Raw genomic sequence first — 18,564 nt, 5'->3', positions numbered from 1 at the left:
TTGCGGGTATTGCTGATCAAGACCTCATCGCTGGGCGACGTGATTCACGCGTTGCCGGCGCTGACCGACGCTGCACGCGCGATCCCGGGGATCAAGTTCGACTGGGTGGTGGAAGAGGGCTTCGCCGAGATTCCGAGCTGGCACCCGGCGGTCGATAAAGTGATTCCGGTGGCGATCCGCCGCTGGCGCAAGAATCTTTGGAAAACCATCACCAGCGGCGAGTGGAAACGCTTCAAGCAAAGCGTGCGCGCCAATAAATACGATCTGGTGATCGATGCCCAAGGCCTGCTGAAAAGTGCCTGGCTGACCCGCTACGTCAAAGCCCCGGTGGCCGGCCTCGATAAAACCTCCGCGCGCGAACCGATAGCTGCGCGCTTCTACGATCGCAAACTCGCTGTCGCCCGTGGTCAGCACGCCGTCGAACGCGTGCGTCAGTTGTTCGCCATTGCCTTGGGTTACGACCTGCCCAAAGGCCTCGGCGATTACGGCCTCAACGTCGAGCGACTGGTCGAGTTGCCGCGCAAGAATGCCTACGTGGTGTTCCTCCACGGCACCACTTGGGACACCAAGCACTGGCCGGAAATCTACTGGCGCGAGCTGACCGAGCGTGTCGGCTACCTCGGCGTTGGCGTCAGGCTGCCATGGGGCAACCCTCAGGAAAAGGCCCGCGCCGAACGCATCGCCGCCGGCTTCAAACACGCCGAAGTGCTGCCGAAACTCAATCTGGCCGGCGTCGGCAAAGTCCTCGCCGGCGCGCAAGCCTGCGTGGCGGTGGACACCGGGCTCGGCCATCTGGCCGCTGCGCTGGATGTACCGACGATTTCGTTGTTCGGCCCGACCAACCCGGGCCTCACCGGCGCCTACGGCAAGCTGCAGATTCATCTGGCCAGCGACTTCCCGTGCGCGCCCTGCATGCAGAAAAAATGTACCTATCAACCGACCGCGCAGGATGCCCGTCAGTTTGACCTGAAACGCGAGCAGCCTTTGTGCTTCACGCGTGTGAACCCCGAGCGTGTCGCCAGCCGACTGAGCACGTTGTTAATGGCTGAGGAGCTGCGCTGATGCAATTGGCATTTGTCCTGTACAAATATTTCCCGTTCGGTGGCTTGCAGCGCGACTTCATGCGCATCGCTCTCGAATGCCAGAAGCGCGGCCATCAGATTCGCGTCTACACGCTGATCTGGGAAGGCGACGTGCCGCCCGGTTTCGAAGTGCTGGTGGCGCCGGTCAAAGCGTTCTTCAACCACCGTCGCAACGAAAAGCTCAGCGCGTGGATGGCAGCGGATCTGGCCAAGCGTCCGGTCGATCGCTTGATCGGCTTCAACAAGATGCCGGGCCTGGACGTCTACTACGCCGCCGACGGCTGCTTCGAAGACAAGGCGCAGAACCTGCGCAACTCGCTGTACCGCCGTTGGGGCCGCTATCGCCACTTCGCCGAGTATGAGCGCGCGGTGTTCGCCAAGGACGCGAAGACCGAAGTGCTGATGATTTCCGAAGTGCAGCAGCCGCTGTTCATCAAGTATTACGACACGCCGCTCGAGCGCTTCCACCTGCTGCCGCCGGGCATTGCCCAGGACCGTCGGCGGCCGGCGGATGCCGATGAAATCCGCGCCGGGTTCCGCGCGGAATTCAATCTCAAGGACGACGACCTGCTGCTGGTGCAGATCGGCTCCGGCTTCAAGACCAAGGGTGTCGATCGCAGCCTCAAGGCGCTGGCCGCGCTGCCGGCCGAGTTGAGAAAACGCACCCGGCTGTTTGTAATCGGCCAGGATGACCCCAAATTGTTCCAGATGCAGAGTGCGACGCTGGGCATGGGCGACAATGTGACCTTCCTCAAAGGCCGCAGCGATATCCCGCGTTTCCTGCTCGGTGCCGACCTGTTGATTCACCCGGCCTACAACGAAAACACTGGCACCGTGCTGCTTGAAGCACTGGTGGCCGGTTTGCCGGTGCTGGTCAGTGCGGTCTGCGGTTACGCCCATTACATCGCCGAGGCTGATGCCGGGCGAGTGCTGGACGAGCCGTTCGAGCAGGCGCAGCTGACCCGATACCTGACCGAGATGTTGAGCGACGACGCTGCACGGGCGGCCTGGAGCCGCAACGGTCTGGCCTTCGCCGAGACGGCCGACCTCTACAGCATGCCGCAGCACGCGGCGGATGTGATTCTGGCGGAGCACGCTTAATGAAGTTGATGCTGGCTGAACCGTTCAAAAGCCTTTGGGCCGGACGCGACCCGTTCGCCGAAGTCGAAGGCTTGCAGGGCGAGGTGTACCGCGAGCTGGAAGCGCGCCGGACATTGCGCACGGAAGTCGACGGCAACGGGTTTTTTGTGAAAATCCACCGTGGCATCGGCTGGGGCGAGATCTTCAAGAACCTGCTGACCGCCAAGCTGCCGGTGCTCGGCGCGGGTCAGGAGTGGAAAGCCATTCAGCGTCTGCAGGAAGCCGGCGTGCCGACCATGACTGCCGTCGCCTACGGCGAGAAAGGCAGCAACCCGGCGGATCAGCATTCGTTCATCGTCACCGAAGAACTCGCGCCGACCATCAGCCTCGAAGACTTCAGCATTGACTGGGTCAAGCAGCCGCCGGAGCCAACACTCAAGCGCGCGCTGATTGCCGAAGTCGCGCGGATGACCGGGATGATGCACCGCGCCGGGGTCAATCACCGTGACTGCTACATTTGCCATTTTCTGCTGCACACCGACAAACCGGTCACACCGCAGGATTTCAAACTCTCGGTGATTGACCTGCATCGAGCCCAGACCCGCGCAAAGATCACTCAGCGCTGGCGCAACAAGGATCTGGCGGCGCTGTACTTCTCCGCGCTGGACATCGGCCTGACCCGCCGCGACAAACTGCGTTTTCTCAAAGGCTATTTCCAGCAACCAGTGCGGCAGATTCTGGCGGAAGAAGCGCCATTGCTGAGCTGGCTGCAAGGCAAGGCCGACAAGCTCTACGAGCGTAAACAGCGTTACGGGGATGCGCTCTGATGGCGGGTTGGACACTTGAGCCGCAGTACGGCGAACTCGCCGAAGATTTCGGCAGCCTCGAAGCCGTATTTGCCTTGCAGGGCGAACGCCTCACCCGCGATCCGCTGTCGGAGGTGGTTCGGGTGCAGCGCGACGGCGTCAATTATTACGTCAAACGCTACGTCGGCGCCGGTAAGGGCCTGCGCCGTTACCTCGGCAAGCCGCGCGTAAAAATGGAATGGCAGAACCTCAAGCGCTTCGCCAAGTGGGGCATCCCCACGGCCGAGGTGGTGGCCTGGGGGCTGGAGCGGCGGGGCGCGGCCTATGATCGGGGCGCGATGATCACCCGTGAACTGCCCAATACCGAAGACCTTTCGGCACTGGCCGAGCGCAAGGATCCCAGGCTCAAGGATCGCGCCTGGGTCGACGGTGTCAGCCAGCAATTGGCCGGTTACACCCGGACCATGCACGACCATCGGTTTACGCATAACGATTTGAAATGGCGCAACCTGCTGATCGACGATCAGGCGCGCATCTACCTCATCGACTGCCCCAACGGCGAATTCTGGCGCGGCTTCTGGCTCAAGTACCGGATCACCAAGGACCTCGCCTGTCTCGACAAACTGGCCAAATATCACCTGTCCAACACCCAGCGCCTGCGCTTCTACAAGCAGTATCGCCAGTGTGATCGGCTCGATGTCGCCGACAAGAAACGGATCCGCCATGTGGTGAGATTTTTTGAGGGGCGCGAATGACTGATTTTCTTGCCGAACAGGACCGCGCACTGCTGGAGCGCCACGGTCTCGGCAATTTCGATGCACTGTGGGCCAAACAGCTTGAAGCTGTGGATGAGCCCAACACTGCCGGTGGCGGCTGGAGCAGCGTGTTCCGTCTCGATCTTGAAGGCCAGGGCTATTACCTCAAGCGCCAGAGCAATTATCTGACCCGCACCTTGCAGGCGCCGTTTGGCGAACCGAGCTTTGCCCGCGAATTTCGCAACATCAGCCGTTACCGCAAGCTAGGCATTCCGGCGTTGCAGGCAGCCTTTTTCGGTGAGCGCAAGGTCGCCGGGGAAGTGCGCGCCATTCTGCTCACCCGTGCACTGGACGGCTGGAGCGACCTGGATTCGTTGCTGGCGTGCTGGGCGCAGCTCAGTGCCGCGCAGCATTCGGCCATTCTCAAGGCTTGCGGGCTGTTGGCGCGGCGGCTGCACGGCGCGCGTCAGGTGCATGGCTGTTTCTATCCCAAACATATTTTCCTGCGCGCCACCGGCGACGGCTATGAGGCGCAGCTGATCGATCTGGAGAAAACCCGGCCGTTGCTGTTCGGCATGCGTGATCGGGTCAAGGATCTGGAACCGTTGCAACGGCGAGCGCCGCAATGGAGCGAGGCAGACTTGCGCCAGTTGCTCGCGGCTTATCTCGATCAGCCGACTGACAGCTCGCTGCTCGACAGCTGGCTGAGCCGACTGACAGCGCGGCGCAGCCACAAGGAGACCCGCTGATGCAATTGTCCGAGCTGGCCCGCTCCGGGCGTACCCCCTCACTGCCGCTGACCGTGACCCTGGCGGACGCCGCCGGTGTTGCGGATTTGCAGTTGCTGAGCCTGCTGCGGGTGTTGCCCGGGCAGCGCTATGTTGGCGCCGGCGTCTGGCGCGGTCGGCCGGTATTGGCCAAGTTGCTGGTCGGCAGCAAGGCCGCCCGACATTTTCAGCGGGAGCTGGACGGTGTGCGCCTGCTCGCTGCGCAAGGCCTGACCACGCCGCTGCTGTTGGCCGATGGACTGAAAGACGGTGAGGGTGGCTGGCTGCTGTTCGAATTCCTCGAGGGCGCCGAGAGCCTCGGTGATGCCTGGGCCGAGGTCGAGTCTCTGCCAACACTGGCCGATGAGCAGACCGCCGTTCTGGCCGAAGCGCTTGACGCTATCGGTCGGATGCATGGCAAAGGACTCTGGCAGGAGGATCTGCACCTGGACAATCTGCTGCGTCACGGCGGTCAGTTGTACCTGATCGATGGCGCCGGAGTTCGTGCGGAAGCTGCGGGCCAGCCACTGTCCCGACAAAAAGTGCTGGAAAATCTCGGGGTGTTTTTCGCTCAGCTTCCGAAGTCACTCGAGCCGTTCACCGAAGAGTTGCTGGTCTATTACTTGTTGAGCAACAGCGAACATGCTTTGCCGCTGGAGGCTCTGCAGAAACAGATCGACAAGGTGCGCAGTTGGCGGCTCAGGGACTACCTGAACAAGGTCGGCCGTGAATGCACGCTGTTTGCCGTGCAGCGCGGTGCATTTGCCCTGCGCGCCGTTCGCCGTGAAGAAGCAGCGGCCATGCTGCCGGTGCTTGAGCAGGCCGACGCCTTGCTTGATCAGGGGCATCTGTACAAGACCGGCGGCGCGGCCAGCGTCGGCAGAGTCGAGGTGGCCGGGCGAGCTCTGGTTATCAAGCGCTACAACATCAAGAATTTCGCCCATTGGCTCAAGCGCTTCTGGCGCCCGAGCCGGGCCTGGCATTCGTGGCGTGAAGGCAATCGCCTGGCGTTCCTGGGCATCGCCACGCCGAAACCGCTGGCGGTACTGGAAAAGCGTTTTTTGTGGCTGCGCCGCAGTGCCTATCTGGTCACCGAATACCTGCCCGGGCCGGACATCATCGAGCGCTTTGCGCCGTACGTGGAAAATGGCCAGGCGCCGGAAGCCGAGTTGCTGGCGCTTGATCAATTGTTTGCCCGATTGATCGCCGAGCGCATCAGTCATGGCGACTTCAAAGGCCACAACCTATTCTGGCAGACGGATCGCTGGGCGCTGATCGACCTCGACTCCATGTGTCAGCACTCATCGGTCGGCAGTTTTGCCCCAGCTTACGCCCGCGATCGCGCGCGGTTCATGCGCAACTGGCCTGAAAGCAGCGCGTTGTACCAGGTCATTGATCAGCGGTTGCCGAAAGAAGTCTCCAGCGCAGGGTGATTCCTTCTCACGAGCAGACTCGTTCTTGCAATGGACCTGGTCCACTGCGAAACGGAGTCTGTGGGCAGTAGCGGACAAAATACAGCGATCTGTCCTACAACTTCTCCAGAAGCCATGAACTGTGCCCTGCTCGGGCTCGATGCTAATTTGCCTGACGATCTCGGAGGGCGAATCTTGAGCATGAAAAAAATTCTGACGCTGGGCGTAATGTCTGTGGTGCTCTCAGGCTGTGGCAGTGTCTCGACCGTTTTGCAGGGCGACGCCGATGCTGCCCGTGACCTGCGCAAAAAGAAGACCTACTGCCAATCGATTCCGCGCATCTACAGTGGTCTGGCCTTCGATTTTTGCACGCTGAATGCGCCGCCTGATCCTACGGGTATGCTGGCGCCCTTTGTGTTGCTCGATCTTCCGCTGTCCGCCGTGTTCGATACGCTTTCGTTGCCTTACACGGTCTATCGGCAGATTACCGATTCAAATCTGAGTATTTACTGGCGCAGAGACGGCTATTGAGTCGTTGGACTCGTTGAATCGGATCAATCGCGCAGGTGGCAATTCGTACAAGGTAATTCCCGTCATGTTTACGCTATAATCCCGCCCTTTAGCTGCCACTCGCCCTGTGCGAGGGCACATCAATTTTCAAGGCGCATCGCGCCTGCATGCAGACTAAAGAGGCTAGACCCCTGTGGCATTGACGATTCTTGGCCTGTCCGGCGCCCTTAGCCATGATCCTTCCGCAGCCTTGTACATCGACGGCAAGCTGGTCGCGGCGGCTGAGGAAGAGCGCTTCGTACGCGATAAACATGCAAAGAACCGCATGCCCTACGAATCGGCGAAATTCTGCCTCGAGCAAGCCGGCATCAAACCGTCCGACGTTGACGTGGTGGCGATTCCTTTCGCCCCGATCAGCCTGTTCGGCAAGGCCCGCTGGCACTACGCCAAGCGCTACTGGTATGCCCCTGATCGCGCACTCGATGCCATCCTGATGGGCAACCGTCGCTACAAGCGCTATCGCAACAAGATCGTCTGGTGCCTCGAGCAACTGGGCTTCGATCCGAAGAAAATCAAGATCGAGCCGGTCGAGCATCACCTGGCTCACGCCTCCAGTGCTTATCACTGCTCCGGTTTCAAAGAGAAAACCGCGATCCTCGGCATCGACGGTAAAGGCGAATACGCCACGACCTTCTTCGGTTACGGCGAAAACGGCAAGATCCACAAGATCAAGGAATTCTTCGATCCGGATTCCCTCGGTGGTTTGTACGGTGCGATCACCGAATTCCTCGGTTTCGAGATGCTCGACGGCGAGTTCAAGGTCATGGGCATGGCGCCATACGGCGATGCCAGCAAGTACGATTTCTCGCGTCTGGCCTCGTTCGAAAATGGCGAGCTGGTGATCAACACCGACTACGCCAACGTGATCGGCCTGCGTCGCTATAAAGAGAAGGGCAAGGGTTTCTACTTCTCGCCGAAGCTGATCGAGTGGCTGGGTCCGAAGCGCGAAGGCGACATTGCCGACGAGCCGTACATCCACTACGCCGCGAGCATGCAAGCACTGTTCGAGAAGCTCGCGTTGCAGATGATCGACCACTATCTGGGCGACGTGCTCAAGGAAACCGGCAAACTGGCTTTCGCTGGTGGCTGTGCGTTGAACGTCAAGCTGAACCAGAAAATCATCGCTCGCGACGACATCAAAGAGCTGTTCGTACAGCCTGCGTCCGGCGATGCCGGCACCGCAGTCGGCGCTGCCGCTTACGTGTCGCACGCCCGTGGCGTACCGGTCGAGAAGATGGAACACGTCTACCTCGGCCCGTCGTACAGCAACGAGGACGTGATTGCCGCGTGTGCCCGGCACGAGAACAAGCCGACCTGGCGCAAGCTCGACAACATGCCGGAGCAGATCGCCCAGATCATGGTCGATGGCAACCCGGTCGCCTGGTTCCAGGGCCGTATGGAATTCGGTCCGCGCGCGTTGGGTGGTCGTTCGATCATCGGTTGCCCGAGCGTGGCCGGTGTCGCCGACCGCATCAACCACCAGATCAAATTCCGCGAGCGCTGGAGGCCTTTCTGCCCGTCGATGCTCGACACAGTCGCTCCACAGATGATCAAGATCGATCACCCGGCGCCGTTCATGACCTTCACCTTCGAAGTCGCCGAAGAATGGAAAACCCGCGTGCCGGAAGTCGTCCATGAGGACGGTACTTCCCGTGCCCAGGTGCTCAAGCGCGAATACAACCCGCGCTACTACGACATGATGAAGGCGCTGGAAAACCTCACCGGTAACGGCGTGTCGCTGAACACTTCGCTCAACCGTCGTGGCGAACCGATGATCTGCTCGCCGACCGACGCGCTGAACATGTTTTTCGGCTCGGATCTGCAGTATCTGATCATGGAAGACATTCTGGTGGTCAAAGAGGGCGCCAACGCTTATGACTCGCTCGGCTGAACGCCATGTGCTGCAGTTCTGTCACGGCTATGACGGGCCGTTCCTGGACTGCGCGCGGCAGTACGCCAGCCTGTTTGCCGGCACCGGCTATCGGGTGACCACGGTGTTTCTGACCGGGGCCGCCGATAGCGAGGTGGCCGCAGCGTGTGCTTCCGATGAAGTGTTGTTCATGGAGTACAGCTCCAAGGCCATTCGTGGCCTGAAACTGGGGGCTATCGGCGATCTGCGCAAGATCGTCGCCTCACGCAATTTCAGTCTTTGCATCGCCCATCGCTTCAAGCCGATCTATATCGCCTTGCTCGGCACATCGCTGCCGGTCATTGGTGTGCACCACGCGTTCGGCGATTACCAGCGTGGGACGCGCAAGTTGTTCGCGCATATTTTCCGCCAGCGCCTGAGCCTTCTCGGCGTGTCGGATGCAGTGCGTGACGACATGCGGCGCTGCCTGCCGAAATGGCCGGCAAGCCGAATCCAGACGTTTTACAACCGCATCGATGTGCCTGCACTGCAAGCCCGTCAGGTACCTTCCGAAGAAGCGCGGCAGATCCTCGGGCTGTCGCCGGATGCCTGGATTGTCGGTAACGTCGGCCGCCTGCACCCGGACAAGGATCAGGCCACGTTGCTGCGCGGGTTTGCCCAGGCGCTGCCAGGCCTGCCGGACCACAGTCAGTTGGTCATTCTCGGCAGCGGTCGCCTGGAGCAGGATCTCAAGGTGCTGGCCCGTGAGCTGGGCATTGCCGACCGAGTGCTGTTTCTCGGTCAGGTGCCCGATGCGCGCAATTATTTCCGCGCCTTCGATGTGTTCGCCTTGAGCTCCGATCATGAGCCGTTCGGCATGGTCTTGCTGGAGGCCATGGCCGCCGGCTTACCGTTGCTGGCCACCGCGTGCGGCGGGGCGAAGGAAGTGGTGGAGGGTGTGGGCATTCTGTTTCCATTGGGCGATGCCGAGCATCTGGCTCAGGGGCTGCAACATCTGGCCGCGATGGATGCGCAGCAGCGTAGTCAATGTGCGCAGATGATGCTCGAGCGACTGCATGAGCGTTTCTCCGACCGTGCGGTGCGCGAGACCTTCTGGCGCCTGCCGCCAGTTACCGATCTGGCAACGAGGGGCTGATGCTCAACCGATTTCAAGGCTGGCGCGAACGTGGCTGGTCGCCCGTTGACGCCTCGACCTACGCCACTACCTGGCAACGTTATGGCGGCAGTGTCGCGACACATCCGCTGGTCATCGAGCGCCTGGCGGATCTGGCCGGGATCCCGGTGCGTTATCTGGCCTGGCAGCAGCAGGGCGAGGTTGAAGCCGCCATCGCTACCTGGGGACGCGACCTGGCGTTGTCCAAGGACGTGCTCAAACGCAACGGCAAGAAAGGCCTGTTCGACCTCGGCAATGCCGAGCTGATTCTGCCGGCCGCCGTCGATGCTCAGGCACCGCTGCGGCATCGGGCGCGCTATCTGTCGGCACTCAACGAAGGCCGTTTCAGTGGCCTGAAGTTGCAGGCTGAACAACTGGCCATGGCCCGCACGCCGGAAGAGTTGTCGAAAAAGTTTCGCTATAACCAGCGTCGAGAGCTGCGTCTGCTGGAAGAAGCGGGCGGTGTGGTGCGAGCGGTCAGCGAGTTTTCCAGCGTTGAGCTGGCCGCGATGTACTGCGATCTGTTTCAGCGCCGCTGGGGCTTTCCGGCGACCGGCGCGGCGCGCATGGCCGAGGTCATCGAGTTGCTGCGCGAGCTGTTGATCGGCTCGGTCATTTTCCTCAACGATGCGCCGATTGCGATTCAATTGGTCTACCGCGTTGAGGCGGCAGAATGGATCAGTGTCGAATACGTGAATGGCGGCGTGGATCCCGAAACCCGCGAGTTCAGCCCCGGCAGCGTGCTGAGCTTTCTCAATACGCAAAGCGCCTGGGAACACGCACGGGCACTCGGCAAGCCGTTGCGTTTTTCGTTCGGTCGCGCTGACCGTGAATACAAGGACCGCTGGTGCAACCCTGTGCCGGTGTTCACCGTATGAGTCAGACCATGAGCCGCAAACAGCAATTGCTCAGACGCCATCGACGCAACAAGCGCGTGGCCATGTTGGTCGCGCTGGCCGCCATCATCGCGCTGAGCGTGCTGGTCGCCTGGTGGCTGGCGCCGGTGTTGCTAATTGGCGGCTGGATCGCCCATGAGGCGTGGTTTGCCGATCATCTTTTCTACGCGCCCGGCGACGATTACCAATACAGCTTCCCGGCGTATACGCCGCAGCCTAAGGTGCATCTGAACGGCGAGCAACTGCGTCTGGATGAAGGGGTGATGCTGGCTGACGAAGCCGTGCTGATTCTGGCTGTAAAGGTCAAAAGCACTTGGCTGGGACGTTTTCTTGACCCTTTCATCGAGTTGTCGGGTGGCGCCAATCCTGACGTGCAGACCTTTGAGCGCGGGGTCGGCGGCCTGCGCTACCTGAACCTGAGCGGTCAGGCGCAAGCGTTGTCCGAAGGAGTATTGCGTCTGCGCGGCCGTTTCTGTCGAGTGTCGGGCGAGCCGGTACTGTGGGCGCTGGAACACGCTGATTATCGTCGCCAGCGGGTCATGGTCATTGCCCCTCACGCGGATGATGCGGAGCTGGCGGCATTCGGGTTGTACAGTCAGGCCGATGAAGCCTGGATCGTCACCTTGACCGCTGGCGAAATCGAGGCCGAACATTATCAGCAGATGGGCATGAGCAAGGTCGACGCAGCGCGGCTGAAGGGACGCTTGCGCGCCTGGGACAGCCTCACCGTGCCGCAATGGGCTGGTGTCCCCCAGGAACGCTGCGTGCAGTTGGGCTATTTCTGCCTGCAACTGGCCGCGATGCGGGACAAGCCGGAGCAACCGGTGGGCTCGCGCGAAGCGGATTTGAGCGATACCCGTCTGTTCCGTCAATTCAACCGGTTTGTTCTGCCAAGTGACGCCGATGGCGCGCCGACCTGGAACAATCTGCTGGCTGATCTGCGCGAAACAATGCTGCGCGCGCGTCCGGACGTTATCGTGCTGCCGCATCCGACGCTGGACCCGCACCCCGACCACGTCTGCGCGCAGCAGGCTGTGCTTGAAGTGTTGAAGGGGCTGGACTGGCAGCCGACGCTGCTCGGTTATGCCAACCATCTGCACGATAACGACCGGTGGCCGATGGGCAATAGTGGCGATGGCGTGGCGCTGCCGCCAGCCTTTGATGCTGGCGTGCCGGTGCAGCCGGTTTGCCTGGCATTGTCTCTGCAACAGCAGCGTGACAAGGCAATGGCCCTGGGCATGATGCATGACCTGCAGCCGCCCGCGCCGTTCAAGCGTCGCTTGCGTCGCAGCTTGCAGCGATTGCTGGCTGGGCGCGCCGGTTCGCCTTATGGCGAAAACGAATTTTTCCGCAAGGCGGTTCGGCGACATGAACTGTTCTGGCGTTTGTAGCGACACAGGCGCCCGCGCAAGACTTTCTTGCGGGCGGGCATGTTCAGGTTTGCTCGGGTTGCTGTTGCGGCAAGGAAGACAATGAAAGTTCTATTTCTGGTGCAGAAAGATCAACGGGCCATTCTCGATCGTTTGTATGAGGGTGTCGCCGCCCATTGTGAGTGCGATCTGCGCTGGTTGAGCGGTGACGAGCAGCGCAATCTGCGGCGATATTTCCGCCGCGAAGTCGATGTTACCCGCTATGACCGCATCGTGTTTTTCCTGCGCTTCAAGCAGGAGATCCGGCAGGTCGGGTTTATCCGCACTATCCCCAATCTGGTGATTCTGGAGCACGATGCCTATCAGAATTACATCCCCTGCAAGTACACCGGCAAGTTCAGTGCGCACTATCGGCGTTTGCCGTGGGCACGGGTGATCAGTTCCGGTTTCGTGGTTGCCGAGCGCCTGCGCTCGGAGGGCTTCGACGCCGTGTTCGTGCCCAAGGGCTACGATCAGACGCAATTGCAGGACCAGGGGCGCGAGCGGGATATCGAACTCGCCTTCGTCGGCAGCACCAACAGTGTGGCCTACAGTGGCCGCAAGGCGCTGCTGGATGAACTGGGCCAGGTCGAGCCGCTGCTGGTGACGCGGACCAAGTCCGGCGGCGAGTACGTTGACACGCTCAACCGTATCCGTTTTTTTGTCAGCGCGGACGTGGGCATGGGCGAGTTCATGATCAAGAACTTCGAAGCCATGGCTTGCGGCTGCGTCCTGCTGGCCTATGATCAAGGCGCCGCCGAAGCTGCGGCGCTGGGTTTGCAGGACATGCACAACGTGGTGTTCTATCAGACGATCGCGCAGTTGCAGGAAAAGCTGGCCACGCTGCGCGAGGATCCGCAACTGGCGCAACGCATCGCTGACAACGGTCGCGAGCTGGCGGTGGAGCAGTTCAGCTTCGCGCGGATCGGTCAGCGCATCGTTGAAGAACTTGAGCCGCCGTTGCGTGATCGGGCGCCGCTGAGCCTGCTGGAAAAAATCCGCCTGAAAGTGGGCATTTGACAAGTGTCATATAGCCAGTGATATTGCTGGCGACTTCTGATTAACGAGATATCGGTGCAATTTTCCAAAGAAAGCCAGATTACATTGGTGGTTACCAGCTGCGGTCGACTCGATCTGCTCAAGGCCACTCTCGATAGCTTCGACCGGTACAACACGGCACCCATTCGTGAAGTGTTCATCACCGAAGATGCCGGCGACGAAGGCGTTGCCGGGATTCTGCCTGCTCACTGGAAAGAGCATTGCACGGTCTTCGTCAATCGTCCGAAGCTGGGCCAGTTGGCATCGATCGACCTGGCCTACGGACACGTCAGCACCCCCTACATTTTTCATTGCGAAGATGACTGGGAGTTCTATCGTCCGGGGTTCGTCGAAGACTCGATGACCATTCTGCAAGCGCGGCCGGAAATTCTGCAGATCTGGTTGCGCAGCTATAATCACGATCTGCGGGTTCACAGTCCTTACATCCATTTGGGCGCGCGCGAGATTGTCGATGGCGTTGCGTGTTATCCGCTGATTTCCGACAAGCCGGAGTGGCAGGGGTTCTCGCTGAACCCTGGGTTGCGTCGACTTGAGGACTATCGGTTGTGTGCGCCTTTCGCCGGCCATGGTGGCGAGAAGGCCTTGTCACAGCGCTACTCACAACTGAACAGGGACGCCTTGATACTCGAGGCAGACGCGGTCATGCACACCGGTTTCGGTCTGCACGTGCAAACGGATGTCGAGCGTGAACGCAAAGCGCGCCGCAATCGCCGCGAACAGATCAAATTTGCCTTGTTTCTGTTGCTGGGAGTCTGCATTGGCTGGTTCATCAACTGAGTTCGAGTACCGCGCAGCTTGTCCCCGCAAATCCGTGCAACGGCTTTCTGCCCTATGAATATTCTCAATATCATGTGGGCCGGTGGCGCTCCGTTCGCATCAATTCACAAAGTGCATCAGCAAATACTCTCTCAGGCGGCACCGTCGGCGGTGGTCAAGACCTGGCTGCTCCAGGGGCAGGGAGCCGAGTGCGGCGTGGATGTCGGTGAGGTGCGTGAGTGGCAGTTATCGTCAGCGCGCCTGAAGGGCCGGCATTTCTGGCGTTTTGCCAAACCCGTGATGCGGGCGAGGTTTCGCCAGGCGCTCGTGGACAGTGACGCTCGATTGCTGCTGCTGGACGGCATGGGCGTTGCCCGCACGTTATTGCCGGTCCTCAAGAAGCTGCCGCATATCCGCGCGGTAGTTATTTTCCACGGTTCGGCGCGATTGAATGCCGGCGACCAGGCTCTATTCCAGGCAATCCCTGCGTCCCGGCTGAAACTGGTTGCCGTTTCCAGCACTCTCGCCGATTCACTGGCCCGCGATCTGCAGATGCCTGTCACCCCGTTGCGAAGTGCGTTTGATCCGGAAGCGTTTCGTGCTGACCTGTTCACCCGCGAGCAAGCCCGGACACGGTTGGGGTTGCCGCAAGGCGATACGCCGGTATTGGGCGCGGTAGGGCGGCTGGTCTCCGAGAAGGGGTTCGGTTATTTGCTGGATGCCTTTGCCGCAGCACTCGACAGCCGCCCGGACTTGCGCCTGGTCATTATCGGCGAAGGCTCCAAACGCGCGGCGCTGGAGCAGCGCATCGACGCGCTTGGCTTGCACGACAAGGTCTTGCTGACCGGGCATCTGAACGAAGCAGCGCAGCTTTATCGTGCGTTCGACTGGGTTGCGATCCCTTCGCTGGAAGAGGGCCTCGGTCTGGTCATGCAGGAAGCGGTGATGGCCGGCGTACCGGTGTTGTGCAGCGATCTGGAGGTGTTCAGCGAACAACTGGGCAGCGCCGGCTGGTATGCCCCGGTCAATGACACAAAGGCCTGGTCCGAGACCATCGACCGCGCCTTCGGTGCCTCATCTCAAGCGATCAATGCCGAGCAGTACCGGATGCTTTCACCGGACGAGGCCTGGGCGAACTTCAGCCAGGCTGCCCGCGCATTGTTTTCATGACGACAAGACCGCGCGCTCAAGTGCCTGCATCGGAAAGCTGTCGTTCAGCTTTTCGCGCGCAATATAGCGTGCGAAGTGTTGCAGGTTGCGTTTGATCAAGCGCTTTGGCAACGGTCCGCGGGTGAAGCGCATGTCGGCGACATCGATCAGGCCCATGCGGTTGTCTGGTGTGACGACGATGTTGCCAAGATGCAGGGAGCGGAAATAGATGCCCGAGCGGTGCAGGCTGCGTATCAGCTCGGCCAGATCCGGCAATGCCTGAGTCCAGTTGAAACCTTGTTTTGCGGCGATCTGGCGCAGCGTTTGCCCTGGCAGAGGCTCATACAGCACGGCGGTCATGCCTGGTTTCTCAAGGCGAAAGAACTGGAGGATCTGCAGCGTCGGTACGCCGAGTTTGTGCAGCTCGACGGCGTTGTCGATGAATCGCTTCGAGTAGGGGCGAAACAAGGCGGATGAAAAAAACCTTTTGCGACGAAACAGTTTGAGAATTTTCCCATCCTGCAGCAGGTAGACTTTCGGCCCATAGCTGTCCGCTTCCAGAACTTTGGCGGCGTCGATCATTTGGTCTAGAGCGGCTTGTGAGAGCCGGGAGCATCGCATCGTAGGAAGCCTTGTCGAAAGTGCGGGGTGTAGTAGCGGGCAATGATGCCGAAAAGTTTCGATTTTAACCATGCCGCGTCGCATGGGCGAACCCTTGTCAGGAGCAGATTGATGCAGGAAACACGCTGGGCGCAACTATGGATGGCGATGGGGCTCTTGTGGTTTTTACTGGCTATTGCCGTAGCGCCCACCAACAAGGTCTACCAGCAGGGGCTGGTGGCTCTCGTCTGGTTGCCGGCGCTAGTGCTGGGCTGGGCTGCGCGGCACCGCGTCAGAGAAGTGCTCCATGAACAACGCTGGATCTACCTGCCATTGCTCGGATTGCTGGTCTGGTCGCTGATCAGTCTGGCATGGACAAACGCACCGGAAACGGGCCGCGAGGCCAAGCGTCTGTTGTATATCGTGGTGTTCCTGCTGTTTTTTCCGGTGTTTGCCAGCGGACGCCCCGAGCGATTGATTCGTCTCATGCAGTGGGGCGGGCTGGGATTGGCAGTAACTGCGCTGGTGGCCATCGTCAGGTTTTACGTCATCGAAGGTAACGCCTGGTCTGCCCGGGTGGAAGGGCTGGGTGAGCTGGCGCATCCGATCCTCGGCGGCTATGTCATCGGCCTGGCGGCGGTGTGGCTGGCCCTGTGGGCGCCGCGTGGCGTGATGTGGCAAGGGGTCTGGACACTGGCGTTGGCGGTGCTGGGTATCTTTGTACTGATGAGTCAGAGTCGAGGCGCGGCGCTGGCGTTGTTTCTGACCATCCTGGCCATGCCGATCTGGTGTCGTGACCGCCACAGCCGAATCGTCGCAGCCGTGGCCCTGGTGGTGGCGATTGTGGCGCTGTGGCTGTTCGAACCGTTGGTGCTGGCGCGCGGAGTTTCCTTTCGTCCGCAGATTCTGATGGCCTCTCTGGATATGATTGCCCAACATCCCTGGGGTGGGTTGGGCCTGGGTGGGGACTACCGGGTTTTCTGGTCGGGCATGACTTTCGATCACGCCCACAATCTGTTCACCCATGTTGCGATCGTACTGGGTCTGCCGGGACTGCTGTTATGGTCTGCCGTCTGGTTCGCCGTTATTTTCCAAGCGTGGAAAGTTCGGGAAACGCTGTATGCCCGGGGGATCATCGGTATCTGGCTGTTCTCGACACTGGCGATGCAATTCGACGCTGCCAGCCTCACCGGCACCCCGCGCGCCGAGTGGTTCATCAGCTGGCTGCCGTTGGGGCTTGCCAGCGTTTTGGTATGGGCGCGGGCCAATGGCGGCGCTTGTGATAAAATTTCGCGTTCTTCTTAACCAGTGAGCTCTACGATGACTGACGCACCGCCCAAAGCGGAACAGGAATCCAGCCTGAAAATCTACTTTCGGCTGTTGGGGTACGTAAAACCCTATATCGGTCTTTTCCTGCTGAGTATCGTGGGCTTCGTGATCTTTGCTTCCACGCAACCAATGCTGGCCGGGATTCTCAAGTATTTTGTCGATGGCCTGAGCAACCCGGAAGCGGTGCTCTTCCCCAACGTTCCCTATCTGCGAGACGTGCAATTGCTGATGGCTGTGCCGTTGCTGATCATCCTGATCGCAGCGTGGCAAGGCCTCGGCTCGTTTCTCGGCAACTATTACCTGGCGAGGGTTTCGTTGGGGCTGGTGCATGACCTGCGTATCGAACTGTTCAACAAGCTGTTGGTACTGCCCAATCGCTATTTCGATACCCATAACTCGGGTCATCTGATCTCGCGTATCACTTTCAACGTGACCATGGTCACTGGCGCCGCCACGGATGCCATCAAAGTGGTGATCCGCGAAGGCCTGACCGTGGTTTTCCTGTTCGCCTATCTGCTGTGGATGAACTGGAAACTGACTCTGGTGATGCTGGCCATTCTGCCGGTGATCGCGTTCATGGTCGGCAACACCAGCAAGAAATTCCGCAAGCAGAGCAAGAAGATTCAAGTGGCCATGGGCGACGTCACCCATGTGGCTTCCGAAACCATTCAAGGCTATCGCGTCGTGCGCAGTTTTGGTGGCGAAGCTTATGAGCAGCAGCGTTTTGCGGCGGCCAGCCAGAGCAACACCGACAAACAGTTGCGTATGACCAAGACTGGCGCGGTGTATACGCCGATGCTGCAGCTGGTGATCTACACCGCCATGGCGGTGTTGATGTTCCTGGTGTTGTTCCTGCGCGGTGATGCAACGGCCGGTGATCTGGTCGCCTACATCACGGCTGCCGGTTTGCTGCCCAAACCGATCCGGCAATTGTCTGAAGTCAGCTCGACCATTCAGAAAGGTGTGGCCGGCGCCGAAAGCATTTTCGAGCAGCTCGATGTCGAGCCGGAAATCGACACCGGTACGATCGAGCGTGATCGGGTCAGTGGCCATCTGGCGGTGAACAACCTCAGCTTCACTTACCCGGGCACTGAACGGGAAGTGCTGAAAAACATCAGCTTCACCGCGTCGCCAGGTCAGATGATCGCCCTGGTCGGGCGTTCCGGCAGCGGCAAATCGACGCTGGCCAGTCTCATTCCGCGCTTCTATCACCACGAGACCGGCGAAATCCTGCTCGATGATGTCGAAATCGAGGACTATCGTCTGCGCAATCTGCGTCGCCATGTAGCGCAAGTGACCCAGCACGTGACGCTGTTCAACGACACCATCGCCAACAACATCGCTTACGGCGATCTGGCAGGCGCGCCTCGCGAAGATATCGAGAAAGCCGCCAGGGATGCATTTGCCATGGACTTCATCGCGCAGATGCCTCAAGGCCTGGATACCCAGGTCGGCGAGAACGGTGTGCTGTTGTCTGGCGGACAGCGTCAGCGCCTGGCGATTGCCCGGGCCTTGCTGAAAAACGCCCCGCTGCTGATCCTCGACGAAGCGACGTCGGCCCTTGATACCGAGTCCGAGCGGCACATTCAGGCGGCACTCGACCATGTCATGAAAGGCCGCACCACGCTGGTGATTGCCCACCGTTTGTCGACCATCGAGAAGGCCGATCTGATCCTCGTCATGGATCAGGGCGAGATCGTCGAACGCGGCACTCATGCCCAACTGCTTGCTCATAATGGCTACTACGCGCGTCTGCATGCGATGGGGCTGGATGCCCCGGCTGAAGACATTGCCTGATCTGCAGATGAGGGTGGGCCAGCCTCACCCTCGTGTATTCCCGGCGCGCGCGATCCTGTTAATATCGCGCCCCT

The 18,564-nt window shown here is 60.3% G+C and carries 17 protein-coding genes; 16 read left to right on the top strand and 1 reads right to left on the bottom strand.

Features of this window, described 5'->3' with window-relative positions; genetic code table 11:
* From waaC to J2Y39_RS19420, 14 genes are all read left to right on the top strand, one after another.
* Positions 1–1,062: a lipopolysaccharide heptosyltransferase I gene (gene waaC / locus J2Y39_RS19485; protein WP_252877310.1), complete on the top strand. Its 1,062-nt coding sequence runs from the start codon at positions 1–3 to the stop codon at positions 1,060–1,062.
* Entirely contained in the window at positions 1,062–2,183 is a 1,122-nt protein-coding gene (locus tag J2Y39_RS19480) for a glycosyltransferase family 4 protein (RefSeq protein ID WP_310219249.1), read from the top strand. The genes waaC and J2Y39_RS19480 overlap by 1 nt, the downstream gene beginning before the upstream one ends.
* On the top strand, positions 2,183–2,989 hold the full coding sequence (gene rfaP, locus J2Y39_RS19475) for a lipopolysaccharide core heptose(I) kinase RfaP (protein ID WP_252877312.1): 807 nt from the start codon (positions 2,183–2,185) through the stop codon (positions 2,987–2,989). The genes J2Y39_RS19480 and rfaP overlap by 1 nt, the downstream gene beginning before the upstream one ends.
* Complete coding sequence (locus J2Y39_RS19470; RefSeq protein WP_310219246.1) at positions 2,989–3,723, top strand: lipopolysaccharide kinase InaA family protein; 735 nt, start codon at positions 2,989–2,991, stop codon at positions 3,721–3,723. The genes rfaP and J2Y39_RS19470 overlap by 1 nt, the downstream gene beginning before the upstream one ends.
* Positions 3,720–4,472, top strand: coding sequence for a lipopolysaccharide kinase InaA family protein (locus J2Y39_RS19465; RefSeq protein ID WP_056787474.1), 753 nt, complete (start codon positions 3,720–3,722; stop codon positions 4,470–4,472). The genes J2Y39_RS19470 and J2Y39_RS19465 overlap by 4 nt, the downstream gene beginning before the upstream one ends.
* Positions 4,472–5,923 (top strand): lipopolysaccharide kinase InaA family protein, encoded by a 1,452-nt coding sequence (locus tag J2Y39_RS19460; RefSeq protein WP_310219244.1) that lies wholly within the window; start codon positions 4,472–4,474, stop codon positions 5,921–5,923. Before J2Y39_RS19465 ends, J2Y39_RS19460 begins: the two co-directional genes overlap by 1 nt.
* A 180-nt stretch (positions 5,924–6,103) precedes the next feature.
* Positions 6,104–6,433, top strand: a complete 330-nt coding sequence (locus J2Y39_RS19455) for a YceK/YidQ family lipoprotein (protein WP_409037436.1) — start codon at positions 6,104–6,106, stop codon at positions 6,431–6,433.
* A gap of 172 nt (positions 6,434–6,605) precedes the next feature.
* A complete protein-coding gene (locus J2Y39_RS19450; RefSeq protein WP_024011327.1) occupies positions 6,606–8,363 on the top strand; it encodes a carbamoyltransferase in 1,758 nt (585 codons plus the stop codon).
* On the top strand, positions 8,347–9,477 hold the full coding sequence (locus J2Y39_RS19445; protein ID WP_310219242.1) for a glycosyltransferase: 1,131 nt from the start codon (positions 8,347–8,349) through the stop codon (positions 9,475–9,477). The genes J2Y39_RS19450 and J2Y39_RS19445 overlap by 17 nt, the downstream gene beginning before the upstream one ends.
* Complete coding sequence (locus J2Y39_RS19440; RefSeq protein ID WP_310219240.1) at positions 9,477–10,373, top strand: antimicrobial resistance protein Mig-14; 897 nt, start codon at positions 9,477–9,479, stop codon at positions 10,371–10,373. The genes J2Y39_RS19445 and J2Y39_RS19440 overlap by 1 nt, the downstream gene beginning before the upstream one ends.
* An 8-nt stretch (positions 10,374–10,381) precedes the next feature.
* The gene (locus tag J2Y39_RS19435) at positions 10,382–11,782 is read left to right on the top strand and encodes a PIG-L family deacetylase (RefSeq protein ID WP_310219500.1); all 1,401 of its coding nucleotides are present in this window, start codon (positions 10,382–10,384) and stop codon (positions 11,780–11,782) included.
* An 81-nt stretch (positions 11,783–11,863) separates the two neighbouring features.
* Positions 11,864–12,820, top strand: coding sequence for a glycosyltransferase (locus J2Y39_RS19430; RefSeq protein ID WP_305382068.1), 957 nt, complete (start codon positions 11,864–11,866; stop codon positions 12,818–12,820).
* 54 nt (positions 12,821–12,874) lie between these two features.
* A complete protein-coding gene (locus J2Y39_RS19425; protein ID WP_252887212.1) occupies positions 12,875–13,636 on the top strand; it encodes a glycosyltransferase family 2 protein in 762 nt (253 codons plus the stop codon).
* Between the two features lie 54 nt (positions 13,637–13,690).
* A complete protein-coding gene (locus J2Y39_RS19420; protein ID WP_310219237.1) occupies positions 13,691–14,785 on the top strand; it encodes a glycosyltransferase in 1,095 nt (364 codons plus the stop codon).
* On the opposite strand, the gene J2Y39_RS19415 is transcribed toward J2Y39_RS19420, so the two are convergent.
* Positions 14,780–15,346 (bottom strand): lipopolysaccharide kinase InaA family protein, encoded by a 567-nt coding sequence (locus J2Y39_RS19415; protein WP_224787295.1) that lies wholly within the window; start codon positions 15,344–15,346, stop codon positions 14,780–14,782. The genes J2Y39_RS19420 and J2Y39_RS19415 overlap by 6 nt on opposite strands.
* 150 nt (positions 15,347–15,496) lie before the next feature.
* Here J2Y39_RS19415 and J2Y39_RS19410 point away from each other — a divergent pair, with 150 nt between their 5' ends.
* Together J2Y39_RS19410 and msbA are read left to right on the top strand one after the other, a co-directional pair.
* Positions 15,497–16,669, top strand: coding sequence for an O-antigen ligase (locus J2Y39_RS19410; RefSeq protein ID WP_056787494.1), 1,173 nt, complete (start codon positions 15,497–15,499; stop codon positions 16,667–16,669).
* Positions 16,670–16,684: 15 nt separating this feature from the next.
* A complete protein-coding gene (gene msbA / locus J2Y39_RS19405) occupies positions 16,685–18,490 on the top strand; it encodes a lipid A export permease/ATP-binding protein MsbA (RefSeq protein WP_016771984.1) in 1,806 nt (601 codons plus the stop codon).
* The last annotated feature ends 74 nt before the right edge of the window (positions 18,491–18,564 follow it).

It is taken from the genome of Pseudomonas sp. 2957 (assembly GCF_031456345.1).
Taxonomy (GTDB): domain Bacteria; phylum Pseudomonadota; class Gammaproteobacteria; order Pseudomonadales; family Pseudomonadaceae; genus Aquipseudomonas; species Aquipseudomonas siliginis.
This window is presented reverse-complemented; position numbering and strand designations above follow the sequence as displayed.

What these genes read in the sequence shown, in the direction of transcription:
- rfaP (WP_252877312.1), top strand. Translation starts at nt 2,183, where the DNA reads ATGAAGTTGATGCTGGCTGAACCGTTCAAAAGCCTTTGGGCCGGACGC.
- msbA (WP_016771984.1), top strand. Translation starts at nt 16,685, where the DNA reads ATGACTGACGCACCGCCCAAAGCGGAACAGGAATCCAGCCTGAAAATC.
- J2Y39_RS19435 (WP_310219500.1), top strand. Translation starts at nt 10,382, where the DNA reads ATGAGCCGCAAACAGCAATTGCTCAGACGCCATCGACGCAACAAGCGC.
- J2Y39_RS19415 (WP_224787295.1), bottom strand. Translation starts at nt 15,346, where the DNA reads ATGATCGACGCCGCCAAAGTTCTGGAAGCGGACAGCTATGGGCCGAAA.
- J2Y39_RS19455 (WP_409037436.1), top strand. Translation starts at nt 6,104, where the DNA reads ATGAAAAAAATTCTGACGCTGGGCGTAATGTCTGTGGTGCTCTCAGGC.
- J2Y39_RS19470 (WP_310219246.1), top strand. Translation starts at nt 2,989, where the DNA reads ATGGCGGGTTGGACACTTGAGCCGCAGTACGGCGAACTCGCCGAAGAT.
- J2Y39_RS19430 (WP_305382068.1), top strand. Translation starts at nt 11,864, where the DNA reads ATGAAAGTTCTATTTCTGGTGCAGAAAGATCAACGGGCCATTCTCGAT.
- J2Y39_RS19480 (WP_310219249.1), top strand. Translation starts at nt 1,062, where the DNA reads ATGCAATTGGCATTTGTCCTGTACAAATATTTCCCGTTCGGTGGCTTG.
- J2Y39_RS19445 (WP_310219242.1), top strand. Translation starts at nt 8,347, where the DNA reads ATGACTCGCTCGGCTGAACGCCATGTGCTGCAGTTCTGTCACGGCTAT.
- J2Y39_RS19420 (WP_310219237.1), top strand. Translation starts at nt 13,691, where the DNA reads ATGAATATTCTCAATATCATGTGGGCCGGTGGCGCTCCGTTCGCATCA.
- J2Y39_RS19465 (WP_056787474.1), top strand. Translation starts at nt 3,720, where the DNA reads ATGACTGATTTTCTTGCCGAACAGGACCGCGCACTGCTGGAGCGCCAC.
- J2Y39_RS19460 (WP_310219244.1), top strand. Translation starts at nt 4,472, where the DNA reads ATGCAATTGTCCGAGCTGGCCCGCTCCGGGCGTACCCCCTCACTGCCG.
- J2Y39_RS19440 (WP_310219240.1), top strand. Translation starts at nt 9,477, where the DNA reads ATGCTCAACCGATTTCAAGGCTGGCGCGAACGTGGCTGGTCGCCCGTT.
- J2Y39_RS19410 (WP_056787494.1), top strand. Translation starts at nt 15,497, where the DNA reads ATGCAGGAAACACGCTGGGCGCAACTATGGATGGCGATGGGGCTCTTG.